12 protein-coding genes are annotated in these 13,695 nt (G+C 63.3%); 7 read left to right on the forward strand and 5 right to left on the reverse strand.

Annotated elements, in window-relative coordinates; translation table 11 throughout:
- Positions 1 to 96: 96 nt before the first annotated feature.
- Positions 97 to 324 (reverse strand): hypothetical protein, encoded by a 228-nt coding sequence (locus V1292_RS16100; protein WP_334373707.1) that lies wholly within the window; start codon positions 322 to 324, stop codon positions 97 to 99.
- 338 nt (positions 325 to 662) lie between these two features.
- On the opposite strand from V1292_RS16100, the gene V1292_RS16105 reads away from it, so the two are divergent.
- Positions 663 to 1,943, forward strand: coding sequence for an amidohydrolase/deacetylase family metallohydrolase (locus V1292_RS16105; protein ID WP_334373708.1), 1,281 nt, complete (start codon positions 663 to 665; stop codon positions 1,941 to 1,943).
- 336 nt (positions 1,944 to 2,279) lie between these two features.
- Here the strand turns inward: V1292_RS16105 and V1292_RS16110 are convergent, their stop codons facing one another.
- Entirely contained in the window at positions 2,280 to 3,983 is a 1,704-nt protein-coding gene (locus V1292_RS16110; RefSeq protein ID WP_334373709.1) for an FAD-dependent oxidoreductase, read from the reverse strand.
- 35 nt (positions 3,984 to 4,018) lie between these two features.
- Here V1292_RS16110 and V1292_RS16115 point away from each other — a divergent pair, with 35 nt between their 5' ends.
- Together V1292_RS16115 and V1292_RS16120 are read left to right on the forward strand one after the other, a co-directional pair.
- Positions 4,019 to 5,005: a Bug family tripartite tricarboxylate transporter substrate binding protein gene (locus V1292_RS16115; RefSeq protein WP_334373710.1), complete on the forward strand. Its 987-nt coding sequence runs from the start codon at positions 4,019 to 4,021 to the stop codon at positions 5,003 to 5,005.
- Positions 5,006 to 5,113: 108 nt separating this feature from the next.
- Entirely contained in the window at positions 5,114 to 5,395 is a 282-nt protein-coding gene (locus V1292_RS16120; protein ID WP_334373711.1) for a helix-turn-helix domain-containing protein, read from the forward strand.
- Positions 5,396 to 5,428: 33 nt separating this feature from the next.
- On the opposite strand, the gene V1292_RS16125 is transcribed toward V1292_RS16120, so the two are convergent.
- Both V1292_RS16125 and V1292_RS16130 read right to left on the reverse strand, forming a co-directional pair.
- The gene (locus V1292_RS16125) at positions 5,429 to 6,670 is read right to left on the reverse strand and encodes an aminotransferase-like domain-containing protein (protein ID WP_334373712.1); all 1,242 of its coding nucleotides are present in this window, start codon (positions 6,668 to 6,670) and stop codon (positions 5,429 to 5,431) included.
- 62 nt (positions 6,671 to 6,732) lie between these two features.
- Entirely contained in the window at positions 6,733 to 7,119 is a 387-nt protein-coding gene (locus V1292_RS16130) for a DUF3124 domain-containing protein (RefSeq protein ID WP_334373713.1), read from the reverse strand.
- Between the two features lie 76 nt (positions 7,120 to 7,195).
- On the opposite strand from V1292_RS16130, the gene V1292_RS16135 reads away from it, so the two are divergent.
- From V1292_RS16135 to V1292_RS16150, 4 genes are all read left to right on the forward strand, one after another.
- Positions 7,196 to 8,923: a cation:proton antiporter gene (locus tag V1292_RS16135; protein ID WP_334373714.1), complete on the forward strand. Its 1,728-nt coding sequence runs from the start codon at positions 7,196 to 7,198 to the stop codon at positions 8,921 to 8,923.
- 255 nt (positions 8,924 to 9,178) lie between these two features.
- Positions 9,179 to 10,252, forward strand: a complete 1,074-nt coding sequence (gene ribB, locus V1292_RS16140; protein ID WP_334373715.1) for a 3,4-dihydroxy-2-butanone-4-phosphate synthase — start codon at positions 9,179 to 9,181, stop codon at positions 10,250 to 10,252.
- A gap of 164 nt (positions 10,253 to 10,416) precedes the next feature.
- On the forward strand, positions 10,417 to 11,631 hold the full coding sequence (locus V1292_RS16145) for an acyl-CoA dehydrogenase (RefSeq protein WP_065730999.1): 1,215 nt from the start codon (positions 10,417 to 10,419) through the stop codon (positions 11,629 to 11,631).
- A gap of 148 nt (positions 11,632 to 11,779) precedes the next feature.
- Positions 11,780 to 12,697, forward strand: a complete 918-nt coding sequence (locus tag V1292_RS16150; RefSeq protein ID WP_334377065.1) for an MBL fold metallo-hydrolase — start codon at positions 11,780 to 11,782, stop codon at positions 12,695 to 12,697.
- A gap of 139 nt (positions 12,698 to 12,836) precedes the next feature.
- On the opposite strand, the gene V1292_RS16155 is transcribed toward V1292_RS16150, so the two are convergent.
- A complete protein-coding gene (locus tag V1292_RS16155) occupies positions 12,837 to 13,688 on the reverse strand; it encodes a DUF1499 domain-containing protein (protein ID WP_334373716.1) in 852 nt (283 codons plus the stop codon).
- Positions 13,689 to 13,695 lie beyond the last annotated feature (7 nt).

The following is a 13,695-nucleotide window of genomic DNA, read 5'->3' on the forward strand; positions in this document are numbered from 1 at the left end:
CGCGATCCGGAAGGGACCGGGATCGCGTCAAGAACGGCTCAAACAAAGTGGAGCCCGGCACTGAACTAATCAGAACCGGGCTCCAGCAATGCTACATCAGTAACGATACTTCTTGATGACCACGGTCTTGTGGCGGTGACCGTGCCGATGCCCGCGATGCCAACCGCGGTCGCGCCGGAATTCGGCACGCGCACCGCGAGGGTAGTGATGATAACCCGTGTGGTAGCCGCGCTTCTTGATCACGACGGTCTCGGCGCTCGCAATCGACGGCGCCGCAATGACGAGCGCGCCGAGTGCGGCAATCACGTATCCAAGCTTCTTCATCCAATTCTCCTCAATTGAGCGAGGATAGAACATCAAATTTTGTAGAACGTTCCCGCGGAACTTGAAGAGAATTCTGAATGCTTGTTCAGACGCGTGTGCGATGCATGCAGCCCAAATCAATCATCGTCCGATCGCATCTCTTGTTATGGCCGCGTCGCGCATGCGTGCGCCGCGAGAGGCAAAGCTGCGAACGTCGATACAGTAAGCGCCCACTGGAAACCGGCAGCGCCGCGCTTCAATCCAGCGTGGGACGAGAATGGGCAGGTTTTACTCTTGCTTGCGGAAGGCTGGGAGCGGGCGCATCATCGCGTCATAATAATCAAACTGGGGAGGCTGCCATGAGTGGGGTTTCACGCCGTCATTTCCTGAGCCTGACCGGATCGGCCGCGGTCGCCGCGATGTCCGGCAGCGCCCGTGCCGCGATGGGGCCGAATGACAAGTTCGACCTCGTGATCAAGGGTGGCGATGTGCTCGATCCGAGCCAGTCGCTCAAGGGCAAGCGCGATATCGGCATCCGCTGGGGCGTGATCGAGGCCGTCGAGAACGAGATTCCGGCCGCGCGCGCCGCCAAGACCATCGATGCCTCAGGCAAGCTGGTGACACCCGGCCTGATCGATCTGCATTCGCACGTCTACCCCTATGGTTCGGCGATCGGCATTCCCGCCGATGAGCTGGTGCAGGCCCAGGCCACCACCACGGTGGTGTCGGCAGGCGATGCCGGCGTCAACAATCTCGCGGCGCTGCGGCGTTACATCGTGGCGCAATCGCGGGCACGAATTTACGCCTTCGTTCACATCGCCAACAACGGCCTGTCCGGTTTCCCGGTCGCCGAGCTCTACAACATCGACTACGCCCAGGTAGATGCGTGCGCGATGGCGCTGGCGGAAAATCCGGACTTCCTGCTCGGCGTGAAGGTCAGGATGTCGGAGAACGTCATCGCCAGGCACGGGCTGGAGCCGCTGAAGCGCGGCATCAAGGCCTGCGAAATGTGCGGCTGGCCGGCCAAGATGATGGTGCATATCGGCGGCGTCGAGACCAAGGAGCTGATGTCAGAGATTCTCGATCTGATGCGGCCGGGCGACGTGCTGACGCACGCCTATTCCGGCGCGCCGAACATCGGCGGCCTCTTCACCAACATCGTGCAGGACGGCAAGCTGCTGCCGGCAGCGCTATCAGCCAAGCAGCGCGGCGTGATGTTCGACGTCGGCCATGGCGGCGGCAGTTTCGATTTCACGGTTGCCGAGGTCGCGCTTCCCGGCGGCTGCACACCGGATACGATCTCCTCCGACATCCACGTCTTCTCCGGCAACTCGCCGGGCATGCCGTATTTGCCGAACGTCATGAGCAAGTTCATCACGCTCGGCCTTACATTGGAGCAGGTGGTGGCGGCGGCGACTTCGACGCCGGCGAAGATCATCAACCGCGCGCCCAAGATCGGCACGCTGCAGATCGGCGCACCCGGCGACGTCGCGATCCTGGATCTGGTGGAGGCGCAGACCTCGTTCGTCGACACCCGCAACAACAAGCGCGAAGGCAAGCTGTTGCTCAGACCCGTGCAGACCGTGATCAACGGCGTGCCGTTCGGCCGGCCCTACCAGGCGCCGTTCGCGGTGCGGTGAGGGATCGCTCCGCTAGATCATGATAAGATCAGTTCGCATGGCGACCGCGAAGAGATTGGGCTCGCTCTCCCGCTGCGCTGATCACATCCCGCGTAAGGTGAGCACACCGGCCAGGCTCCCTCCCCCCTTGCGGGGGAGGGTTGGGGAGAGGGGTAAGCCCCGGGCGAGATAATCGATGCGTGCATCACCTTCTCAATCCCGGTCGCTCGTGGTGGGACCCGCACTGAGAGAGCACGTCGTGTGGCACCCCTCTCCCTAACCCTCCCCCGCAAGGGGGGAGGGAACCCTGCCGCCGCTGCGTCCCTCACAGCATGAGGTGCGATGGATCGCCTTGTCTCAGGCGGAAGCGGAGGCGGGCGCGCCGGCTCGGCCGATCAGCTTGTTGACGAGCGGCGCGGGATCGTCAGGGAGCGTGTCGGCACGCCAGGCGACATGCTGGTCGGTGCGCGCAAGGATGAGCTTGTGGCCGCTGGGCGGCTGCGCTTCACCGCGGGGAACATCGACGATCTGCAACGGGACGCCCTTGGCGTGCATCACATCGGCCAAAGGCGCAACCACAACATCCGGATCGTAGCGCACCAGCGTGTAGCCTGGCCCGAGCGCATCATAGACCGTCCGTCCGTCCGACAGTTTCGCGAACGGAAGCCGGCAGCCCGGCGTCGAGGACGGCGTGAAGTCCGCCATCGTAAAACCCGGATGCTCGGCGCCGTCATAGGCGATGATCGGAGAGCGATCGTAGAAATACCCGAAGTTGAGGCCGGCACAGCAATATTGCTGCACGTTCAAATCATAGGCTGCTTGCCCGACCTGCTTGCGGACGGCATCGCCTTCCGGCCCCGGCTGCTCGATTGCATCAGGAACGGTGCGGCGCTGGCTCAAGACCTTGCCCGCCATCTCCATCGCAAAGCGCGACACCTGCTCGGTGATGGGCAGGCGCTCGGCCTCATAGGCGTCGAGGATGGCAATGTCGGCCCAACCCTGCAGATAGGCGGCGAGCAGCCATGCGAGGTTCGTTGCGTCTGCGATCCCGGCATTCATGCCGTAGCCGGCATAGGGCATCCACAGATGCGCGGCATCGCCGCAGATGAACGCGCGTCCCTTGCGAAACCGGTCGGCGACAAGTCGGCGGCCGACCCAGTCCTCCTTGCTCAGAATCTCGTATTCGAAATCAGGGCCGACGCCGAGGATGGCACGGATCGAGGCATCGCGATCGACGGATTCGAAAGTCTCATCCTCGCGATTGAGGTGATTGTGGATCAGCCACTTCTCGCGGCCGTCGATCGCGACCACCGTGCCGCAGCGCCGCGGATTGAGCGACAGCGTCATCCAGGCGGGCCGGTCCATCAGGCCGAGCAGGGCGGGCGCGCGGATGTAGGTCGATTGCACGCGCTGGATGATCGGCGTTCCCTGCAGATTGGCGTCGATCGCCTTGCGAACCAGCGACCGCGCCCCGTCGCAGCCAACGATGAAATCGGCGTGAATCTGAAAGGCGGCTCCGGCATCGAGGTTGCGGACGGTTGCAACGATGCCCTCGTCGACTTCGCTGAAATCCTCGAATGCGGTGCGGTTCAGAATCTGCAGCCCGTCGATGGCGGCGGCGTGGGCGAACAGCACGGGTTCCATATAGATCTGATTGATGCGGTGCGGCGGCTCGGCCGTCGGCCAACCGGTGTCTGGCCCGCCGGTGGCGGTATAGCGATCGCGCCGGCAGGGAATGAGGATACGCGAGAGTTCGATGCCCGTTGCCGTGGTGCGGTAAGAGCAATCGTTCGGATAATCGGCCGGCAATCCGGCGTCGCGCAGCTTCTGCGCCAGGCCTAATCTGCGAAAAATCTCCATCGAGCGCGACGAGACGTGGTTGCATTTCACGCTCGGCGGCTCGCCGGCGGCGCGTGTTTCCACGACAGTGACAGATAATCCCCGCGATGCGAGGTCCATCGCCAAGGTGAGACCAACCGGACCGCCGCCGACCACGAGAACGCTGGTCTTCACCATGTCACTTGCCGCCTTGTCGCTTGCTGCGTCGGGACGATCATGCATTACTGAGCCCCACAGAGATCATCGGGGGACCCTCAATGTTTCCGTCGATCCGGCAAGGCATGATCCGCACCCTTGTTGTTGCTTTGTCGCTGTCGTTGTCGGCGATTGAAGCAGCAAACGCATATCCCGATCAACCCATCAAGATCATCGTGACGTTTCCGCCTGGCGGCAGTGCCGATATCGTTATCCGCGCCCTGCAGCCGTTATTATCGGAAACGCTGCGTCAGCCCATCGTCATCGAGAACAGGGCGGGCGCGGGCGGCAATATCGGGATCGGCGCGGTGGCGCAGGCAGCGCCTGATGGCTACACGCTCGGCGTGGCCGCAGCCGGCGTGCTGACCGTCAACCCCCACCTTAACCGCGCGGCGATGGCGTTCGATCCGATCAAGGATCTGGCGCCGGTCACCTTGCTGGCGGAAATCCCGTTCGTGCTGGTGTCTTCGCAACAGTCGGCCATTGCCTCGGTCGCCGATCTCATTGCCAAGGCCAAGGCTCAAACGGCGGGTCTGTCGATCGGCCATGGCGGCAATGGCACGGCGATGCACCTGACCTCGGCCTTGTTCAACCAGAAGGCCGGTGTCGGAATTCAGTTGATCGCCTATCGCGGCACCGCGCCGGCGACGACGGATGTTCTTGCCGGCCACGTGCCGCTGGCCGTGCTGGATATCCCTGCATCCAAGCAGTTGATCGGCGACGGCAAGTTGAAGGCGCTCGGAGTCTCTGCCGCGAAACGCGTGGCCTTCCTGCCCGATGTTCCGACGCTGGCGGAGCAGGGCCTCTCCGGATTCGAATCTGTCGGCTGGTTCGGCATCGTCGCGCCCGCCGGCACGCCGCCCGACATCATCAAAACGTTGAATGCCGCCTTCGTGAAGGCGTTGAGCGACCCCGCGGCGATCGAGAAAATCCGCGTTCTCGGCGCCGAACCCGCGCCCACCTCGCCCGAGGCTTTTGCAAAATTCATCGAGAGCGAAAGCGTGAAATGGGGCAGGCTGATTACCGAGGCCGGGATCAAGGCTGAATAGGGCACCCGCCACGGCCTGCGGCCAAATTGCGCCGCGGCCGACGCCATTTGATCTCAATCAATGCGACGGCCTTCTCGCTTGGCGACGATGCCGGGCAAAGGATCGAACGTGGCACACAGCGAAGGCCTATCCCACAACGAGGCAGCGACGGACGGCCCAGTCCGGCCAATTCCCTATGACGAGGACGGGCGGCTGCCGCACGAGAGCGAATTTCTCACCCAACTCGGGGACCGGGTCCGCGAAATGCGCGCGCTCCGCGGCATGTCGCGCCGCGAGCTCGCGCGCCGGTCCCGCATGTCCGAGCGCTACGTGGCCCAGATCGAAGCCGGCAAGGGTAACGTCTCGATCGTGCGGCTGCTGCGGATCGCGCTGGTGTTTCGCGGCGAATAGCGCTTCGTACGACGAGTTGAGCCCGCACTCGGCTCAACTCCGCGCCCGCTTCTCCACATTTGCGATCCGTGCCGGCACGCCGAACTCCTTGCGGCAGACTTCGGCGAGCACGGCGACGCCTTCGCGGATCTGTTCATGCGAGGGGCTTGCGAAACACAGCCGCAGCCGGCTGCCGGCATAGGCCTTGTCGGTCGACCATTCAGGCCCCGGATTGATCGCGACGCCTGCGACAAGCGCGGCCTGATAGAGTTTTAGCGTGTCGACATTGTCGGGCAGCTTCACCCACAGGAAGATGCCGCCCTCGGGCTCCCCGAACTCGGCCGCGGTGCCGAACTGCTCGTTGAGCGCTTCCATCAGCGTGTCAAGCTTGGCGCGCAGACCGCGTGTCAGCTTCGGCACGTGGGTCGAAAAATTCGGCGCGCAGTACTCGGCCAGCACCATCTGCTCCAGCGCGCCGCTTCCGGCGTCGGTCTTCAGCGCCAGCATCCGCGACATCATCTCCCAGGGTGCCACGATGAAGCCGACCCGCAGCGCCGGCGCGATCGACTTCGAGAACGAGCCGATGTGGATGACGCCGCCATGCTTGCTCATGGCGTAGATCGCGGGCGGCCGCTCGCCGCTCCAGACCAGATCGGCGTAGCAATCGTCCTCGAAAATCGGCACGCCATATTGCTGCGACAGCTTCAGCATCTCGGCGCGCCGCGTCTCCGGCAGGATGCTGCCGGTCGGATTCTGGACGGTCGGGATGGTGTAGATGTATTTCGGCGTGATGCCGCGGCTTTTGTGGTCGGCAAGGGCTGCCGCCAGCGCATCCATCCGCATGCCCTGCTCGTCGAGAGGGATGCCGATCGCCTTGACACCAAGCCGCGTCAGCCGGGTCAGCGCGCCCTGATAGGTCTCCTGCTCGACCAGCACGGTGTCGCCGCGCGCCAGCAAGGTTTGATTGACGAGGTCGAGCGCCTGCAGCGAACCGGAGACGATCATGATATCGTCGGCAATGCAGGCGATGCCGGCGTCGCGCTTGAGTTTCGCGCTGAGGAATTCGCGCAAGGGGCGATAGCCCTGCGGGCCGCTGGCGAGGCCGTAGGTCGCGAGCGTCTTGCCCTCGCGCCGGAGCACGGTATTGACGGCGTCGATCAGGCCATCGACCGGAACCTGCTCGGGATCATTGTTGCCGCCGACAAAGCTGTATCTGGCAAGGCCGGTCCACCGCGCTGCCGGCGCCGGCAATCCGGCGGGCAGCAAGGGCGCAAAATCGAAGGAAGCGGTAGACATGAATGTTCACTCCATCTTGTTTCTTGTTGAGAGGGCCGACCGGCTCTCTGTCTCGTCGTCGTTCAGCCTGGTTCTTGCCGACGATCCTGATCGGCCTGGCTGATGAACGCATGATGAACGGCGCCGACGCCGCCGACCATCAGCGCCTCGATCGTGGGCTCGGTGATCTCGCCCGTGGCCGCCCAGTCAACCACGAAATTGGCTCCCGTTTCGCCGCGCATGTCGTTTGCGGCGATGAAGACCTCGACGGGCGCGAACGCTTTTAACGCAATCGGGGACTTGAGGTAGCTCCCCGCCATCTTGCCTGATGTGTCGAAATAGGCGATCCGCTCGGGGATCAGGGGGCGGGAGTTTGCGAAATTCTGTTCGATTCCGCCTGCGGTCCAGGCGCTGGCGGTGGGGGCGTACGGGATCGACAACACGGCCAGAATCGCGAGAAAAGCTCCCATTCTATGGCTGTGACACATTGCTTGTTTGACCCTTGCGCCGGGACCTCTAGGTTGCAAAAGGGGGAAATCCGGAACCATGCACGAGCTTATTCGCGATATCACCTTATGCATCCTGTTCGCCTGGGTGCTCGGCCTGTTGGCGCATTTTTCCCGGCAGCCGCTGATTTTGGCCTACCTTATCGCCGGGTTCTTCATTGGTCCATTCGGCATGAAGTGGGTCGAATCCCAGGAATCGATCACCGTCATCTCCGAGCTTGGCCTGATCTTCATGCTGTTCATGATCGGGCTGGAAATCGACCTGAAGAAGATCGTGCGCGCCGGCAAGGTGATTCTGTTTGCTGCGGGCGGACAATTGGCCGGCGGCGTCCTGCTCGGAATATTGTTTTTTATCGGGATCGGCCTGTCGATGGGGAGCGGGCATTTCGACGCGCTCTATCTCTGCATCGCCTGTGCGCTGTCGAGCACGGTCATCATCGTCAAGGTATTATACGAGAAACGCGAGCTCGACACGCTGCCGGGTCGGATCACGCTCGGCGTACTCGTGTTGCAGGACATCTTCGCGATCCTGTTCCTGGCGGTGCAGCCGAGCCTCGACAATCTGCAAGTGAGCGTGATCCTCCTGTCGATCGCCCGGGTCGGCGTGCTGGTGGCGACCGCGCTGGTGCTCAGCCGCTATGTGCTGCCGTGGCTGTTCCACCAGATCGCGCGCCGGCCGGAGCTGATCCTGCTCGGCGCGCTGGCCTGGTGCTTCCTGATCGGCGAGATCGCGGAGAGGCTGCATTTGTCGCGCGAGATGGGCTCGCTGGTGGCCGGCGTTTCGCTGTCGACATTCCCCTATGCGCTCGACGTCACCGCCAAGGTGACGACGCTGCGCGACTTCTTCATCACGCTGTTCTTCGTCTCGCTCGGCATGACCATCCCGATCCCCGGTGCGTCGGTGATTGGGCTGGCGCTTGCGATCGCGGCCTTCACCGTGGTCAGCCGCATGGTGACGACGTTCATGCCGCTTTATCTGATGAAGCAGGGCCTGCGCGCGAGCCTCCTGCCGGCGATCAACCTGGCGCAGATTTCGGAATTCTCACTGGTCGTGATCCAGACCGGCGTGACGGCACACCATATCAGCCCGGAAACGTCGAGCGCGGCGTCGTTCGCCTTCGTGGTGCTGGCGGTCCTGAGCACCTTCGTCATGGGCCGCAGCGACCAGGTCACGCGCGGCCTGATCGGTCCGCTGAAGCGGATCGGGCTCCGCGACCTCGATCACAAGCATGAGGCCGACGGAGGGCACGAGGGCGGGCACGGGGAGGCGCGCCGGATCGTCATTCTCGGGTTCTTCCGCGCCGCCAGCGCGCTGGTTGCCGATATCGAGCGCCTCAATCCTGCGGTGCTGGAGCAGATCACCGTGATCGACTTCAATCCGCTGGTGTTTAGAACCTTGACGGACCGCGGCATGCACGTGGTCTATGGCGACATCAGCAACGTCGATACGCTGGTGCATGCCGGTGTCGGCAAGGCCGAGCTGATCATCCTCAGCATCCCGGATTCGCTGCTGAAGGGCGCCGACAACGAAAAGCTGGTCCGGCACGTCCGCTCGCTCAATCCGACCGCCAAGATCGTCGCCACCGCGGAGATCCTGGCCAACGTCAACGACCTCTACGAGGCCGGCGCCGACTACGTGACGGTGACGCGGCTTAGCGACGCCCACGAACTCTACAAGGTGATCGAAGCCGCCCAGGCCGGGCTCCTGGAGGACAAGCGCGCCGAGACCGACACGCTGCTCAGCGAGCGCCGCGAGGTGCTGCCGTAGCGGGAAAGACGGCGTCGCAGGGCCGGTGATTTACCCAACGGCCTTTCGCCGGCTGCGCGAGAGGAGCTATAATCTCGCAGGTGCTTTCGCCAGGCGAAACCGCTCCATGCGGCCGGGCGATCATCGCCAGCATTTTTTCATCCCGGCCCGCCATGCCTCTCCGGCGTTGCGCCCTGCGTATTGACGCTGGCGCCGGCCATTGAGTCCGGCTAATGCACTGGCTGAAGCTAGCTAGATTTGGCGAGATTTTGAGAAATGGCCGATAGCATCCAGGAAGTTCTGCAAGCCTTTGCCAAAGGCGAACTCGTCGTCGTCACCGACGATGACGATCGCGAGGGCGAGGGCGATCTGATCGTTGCGGCTTCGCTCTGCACCGCGGAGAAGATGGCATTCATTATCCGCCACACCTCCGGCATCGTCTGCGCGCCGATCACCACCGACGACGCCAGGCGGCTGCGGCTGGATCCGATGGTGGCGCATAACGAGTCCAATCACACCACCGCCTTTACCGTCTCGATCGACTACAAGCCCGATGGCGGCACCGGCATTTCGGCGGAGGAGCGCGCCTCCTGCTGCCGCGCGCTCGCCAATCCCAACGCCGGCGCCAATGATTTTGCCCGGCCCGGTCACATCTTTCCGCTGATCGCCCGCGACGGCGGCGTGCTGCTGCGCTCCGGCCATACCGAAGCGGCGGTCGATCTCTGCAAGCTTTCCGGCCTGCCGCCGGTCGGCGTCATCTCTGAATTGATGAACGACGACGGCACTGTGATGAAGGGCGAGCAGGTGACGAAATTCGCCGCCACTCACAAACTCAAGCACGTCACAATCGCTGACATGATCGCTTACCGTCAGGCGCGCGAAAAGCTGATCGAGCGGGTCGCAACGTTTACCACCGACAGCCCGATCGGTCCGCTGCAGGGCTATGCCTATCGCTCGCCATTCGACGAGATCGCACATGCTGCCTTCGTCTATAACGGCATCGGCGACGGCAAGAACGTGCTGACGCGCTTGCACAAGCCCAATATCGTCAAGGATCTCTTCACCGGCCAGGCGCGGATGCAAATCGTGCTGGACCATTTCAAGAAGGCCGGCCGCGGCGTGCTGGTTTACTTGCGCGACGGCGCGGCCGGAGTTCCCGTCGAGCCGGTCGGCGAACAGAAAACGGCAGAGGCGGACAGGCACCGGCAATGGCGTGAAGTCGGCGTTGGTGCCCAGATCCTGCGCGATCTCGGCATCACCTCGATCATCAATCTCACCTCGTCGGTGCACGACTACAAGGGGTTATCCGGCTTCGGCATCGAGATCGTTTCCAACGAAAGGTTGGAGTAGTCGTCATTCCGGAATGGTGCGCCAGCACCATATCCGGAATCTCGAGATTCCGGGTTCATGCTGCGCATGCCCCGGAATGACGTGGTGAAACATTTGCGCTTCTGCCGATAGCGCATTAATTTGTTGACAATTTCCATGAGGACAGTGATGCGAAAGGGATTTTCATGAGCGTGCGCCCTCAAGCCAAGGACAAGCCGGCGGCGGCTTCCTTCCAGTGGGACGATCCGTTCCTGCTCGACGACCAGCTCACCGAAGACGAGCGCATGATCCGCGACACCGCGCGTGCCTATGCGCAGGACAAGCTGTTGCCGCGCGTCATCAATGCGTATCTGGAAGAGAAGACCGACCGCGAGATCTTCAATGAAATGGGCGAACTCGGCCTGATCGGCGTCACGCTGCCGGAAGAATATGGCTGCGCGAACGCGAGCTACGTCGCCTATGGCCTGGTGGCGCGCGAGATCGAGCGGGTCGATTCCGGCTATCGCTCGATGAACTCGGTGCAGTCGTCGCTGGTGATGTACCCGATCTACGCCTATGGCGACGAGAACCAGCGCAAGAAATACCTGCCGAAGCTTGCCACCGGCGAGTGGGTCGGCTGCTTCGGCTTGACCGAGCCGGATGCCGGCTCCGATCCCGGCGGCATGAAGACCCGCGCCGAGAAGGTATCCGACGGCTATCGCATCAGCGGCAGCAAGATGTGGATTTCCAACGCCCCGATCGCCGACGTTTTCGTCGTCTGGGCCAAGTCGGCCGCACATGACAACCAGATCCGCGGCTTCATTCTCGAGAAGGGCATGAAAGGCCTGTCGGCGCCGAAGGTCGGCGGCAAGCTGTCCTTGCGCGCCTCGATTACCGGCGAGATCGTGATGGACGGCGTGGTGGTGCCGGAGAGCGCGCTGCTGCCCAATGTATCGGGCCTGAAGGGACCGTTCGGCTGCCTCAACCGCGCCCGCTACGGCATCTCGTGGGGTGCGATGGGTGCCGCGGAAGACTGCATGCACCGCGCGCGGCAATACACGCTCGACCGCAAGCAGTTCAACCGGCCGCTAGCGGCAACGCAGCTCGTGCAGAAGAAGCTCGCCGACATGGAAACCGAGATTGCGCTCGGCCTTCAGGCCTCATTGCGCGTCGGCCGCCTGATGGACGAGGGCAAGATGGCCCCGGAAATGATCTCGATCGTCAAGCGCAACAATTGCGGCAAGGCGCTCGACATCGCCCGTGTCTCGCGTGACATGCACGGCGGCAACGGCATCCAGATCGAGTACCACGTGATGCGCCATACCGCGAACCTGGAAACCGTGAATACCTATGAAGGCACCCACGACGTCCACGCCCTGATCCTGGGCCGGGCAATCACGGGAATTCAGGCGTTTTCGTAAGTTCCTTGCTCGTCGTTCCGGGGCGCGCCGAAGGCGCGAACTATGGTACGCAATTGCGTACCTGAGAACCTCGCGCCGTATTCTTTTCCCACTTCGGGATTCCGGGTTCATCGCTGCGCGATGCCCCGGAATGACGCCAAGAAAAACCATGGCCGACAATGACGACATCCCGTTCAATCGCGATTTTCCGCTGAAGCCTGGCGTCGTCGATGAGGTGCGTCCGGACATCCGGCGTGTCCTCTGCAATAACCCAAGCCCGTTCACCTTCACCGGAACGGTCAGCTACATCGTAGGCAAGGGCAATGTCGCGATCATCGATCCCGGTCCCGATGACGAAGCGCATGCCAAGGCGTTGCTCGACGCCGTGCGCGGCGAGACGGTGACGCATATTCTCGTCACCCACACCCACCGCGACCATTCGCCGAACACCGCACGGATCAAGGCGGCCACCGGCGCGCCCGTTTATGCCGAGGGGCCGCACCGCGCCTCGCGGCCACGCTTCGAGAGCGAAAAGCACAATCCGGAATCCGGCGCCGACCGCGATTTCAGGCCCGACATCGAGGTCAAGAACGGCGACGTCATCGAAGGGCAGGGCTGGGCGCTGGAGGCGGTCGCAACCCCCGGCCACACCGCCAATCACCTGGCGTTCGCTTGGCCCGAGCGAAAGATCAATTTCGTCGGCGACCACGTGATGGGCTGGTCGACCTCGATCGTCGCGCCCCCGGACGGATCGATGATCGACTACATGGCCTCGCTGGCGCGGCTGGAGGCTCGCGAAGAGGATCTGTATTTTTCAGGCCACGGGCCGGAAATTCCGGAAGGGCCGCGTTACGTCCGCTTCCTGACCCGGCACCGCCAGGCCCGCGAAGCCTCAATCCTGCATCGGCTTGCCAAGGGAGAGGCCGACATTCCGACCATGGTCCGCGCGATCTATATCGGCATCGACCCGCGGCTGACGAGTGCCGCCGGCTATTCCGTGCTGGCGCATCTGGAAGACCTGGTCGCCCGCGGGATCGTGGCGACGGATGGTGATCCGGTGATCGGTGGGACGTACCGGTTGGCTTGATCTCTCATCGTCATTCCGGGGCGACACGAAGTGTCGAACTAGGGTATGCAATTGCATACCCGAGAATCTCGAGATCCCCCGGTGCGCAATTGCGCACCTGAGGTTCGCGCTTCGCGCGCCCCGGGATGACGCTGACGCGTCACTTTTTCACATTCTTCGCCTGGGCCTTGGCCGGCGCCTGCGGCTTCTTCGGCGCCGCCGGTTTGGCGTTATCGACGGCGGCGTTGATGTCCTCGATCAGCTTTGAGACGCGGGCGGCGTTGCTGCCGAGGTCGCTTTCGAAATAGCGCGAGGAGGAGCGGATATCGACGCGCGATTCGTCGCCGTCGGGCGTGATGCGGATCGAGATGTCCTCGCGGAATCCCATGATCGGCGTTCGCGCCACCGCCTCGATGCGGGCGATGCGGCGCGGCGGCTGCGGCGGCCGTTCGTCGATCACGAGCCATTTGCGCTTAGTGACCAGCGCCAGCGTCACCTCATAGGCCCGCTGCGGGGGAACTTCGAGTTCCACGGTCTCGATGTCGGGATAGGCGATCCGCTGCTGCTCGGCCGAATAGAGTCCGGCATAGACCGCTGAGTTGGCGCCTTCGCCGCTGCGCAGCCGGGCCAGCGCCTCGAAGCGCGGCGGATCGATCGGATTGGTGGTGATGTCGTGGATCGGCGGCAGCTTGCGGTATTGCAGGGCGAGGTAGGCCGGGTAGGCGAGCAGGAGGGCGTTGATCAGGAACGCCAGCAGGATCCGGCCCATGCCGCGCGAGCCGTTCTGCCAGATCGCCGCAAAGGCAGCGAGGCCCACCAGGATGGAAAGCACGGCCAAACCGAGCGCGCCGAAGAACGTCGCCAGCGCGGGTTTTACCTCCAGGAAGCCGAAGCGGACGATGATGATCGACACCACCACCGCGACCACGGCGAAGATGGCGAGGTTGCGCGACCAGGTGGCGAGGCTGGACACGGGCTCCGACTGGTAGGGAGCGGAAAACCTTCGGGCCATCGGTGAA

The sequence above is a fragment of the Bradyrhizobium sp. AZCC 1719 genome (assembly GCF_036924525.1).
Taxonomy (GTDB): Bacteria; Pseudomonadota; Alphaproteobacteria; order Rhizobiales; family Xanthobacteraceae; genus Bradyrhizobium.

Excerpts from the sequence above, each read along its gene's own strand:
- V1292_RS16100 (WP_334373707.1), bottom strand. The coding sequence starts at position 324 with ATGAAGAAGCTTGGATACGTGATTGCCGCACTCGGCGCGCTCGTCATT.
- V1292_RS16105 (WP_334373708.1), top strand. The coding sequence starts at position 663 with ATGAGTGGGGTTTCACGCCGTCATTTCCTGAGCCTGACCGGATCGGCC.
- V1292_RS16110 (WP_334373709.1), bottom strand. The coding sequence starts at position 3,983 with ATGCATGATCGTCCCGACGCAGCAAGCGACAAGGCGGCAAGTGACATG.
- V1292_RS16115 (WP_334373710.1), top strand. The coding sequence starts at position 4,019 with ATGTTTCCGTCGATCCGGCAAGGCATGATCCGCACCCTTGTTGTTGCT.
- V1292_RS16125 (WP_334373712.1), bottom strand. The coding sequence starts at position 6,670 with ATGTCTACCGCTTCCTTCGATTTTGCGCCCTTGCTGCCCGCCGGATTG.
- V1292_RS16130 (WP_334373713.1), bottom strand. The coding sequence starts at position 7,119 with ATGGGAGCTTTTCTCGCGATTCTGGCCGTGTTGTCGATCCCGTACGCC.
- V1292_RS16135 (WP_334373714.1), top strand. The coding sequence starts at position 7,196 with ATGCACGAGCTTATTCGCGATATCACCTTATGCATCCTGTTCGCCTGG.
- ribB (WP_334373715.1), top strand. The coding sequence starts at position 9,179 with ATGGCCGATAGCATCCAGGAAGTTCTGCAAGCCTTTGCCAAAGGCGAA.
- V1292_RS16145 (WP_065730999.1), top strand. The coding sequence starts at position 10,417 with ATGAGCGTGCGCCCTCAAGCCAAGGACAAGCCGGCGGCGGCTTCCTTC.
- V1292_RS16150 (WP_334377065.1), top strand. The coding sequence starts at position 11,780 with ATGGCCGACAATGACGACATCCCGTTCAATCGCGATTTTCCGCTGAAG.
- V1292_RS16155 (WP_334373716.1), bottom strand. The coding sequence starts at position 13,688 with ATGGCCCGAAGGTTTTCCGCTCCCTACCAGTCGGAGCCCGTGTCCAGC.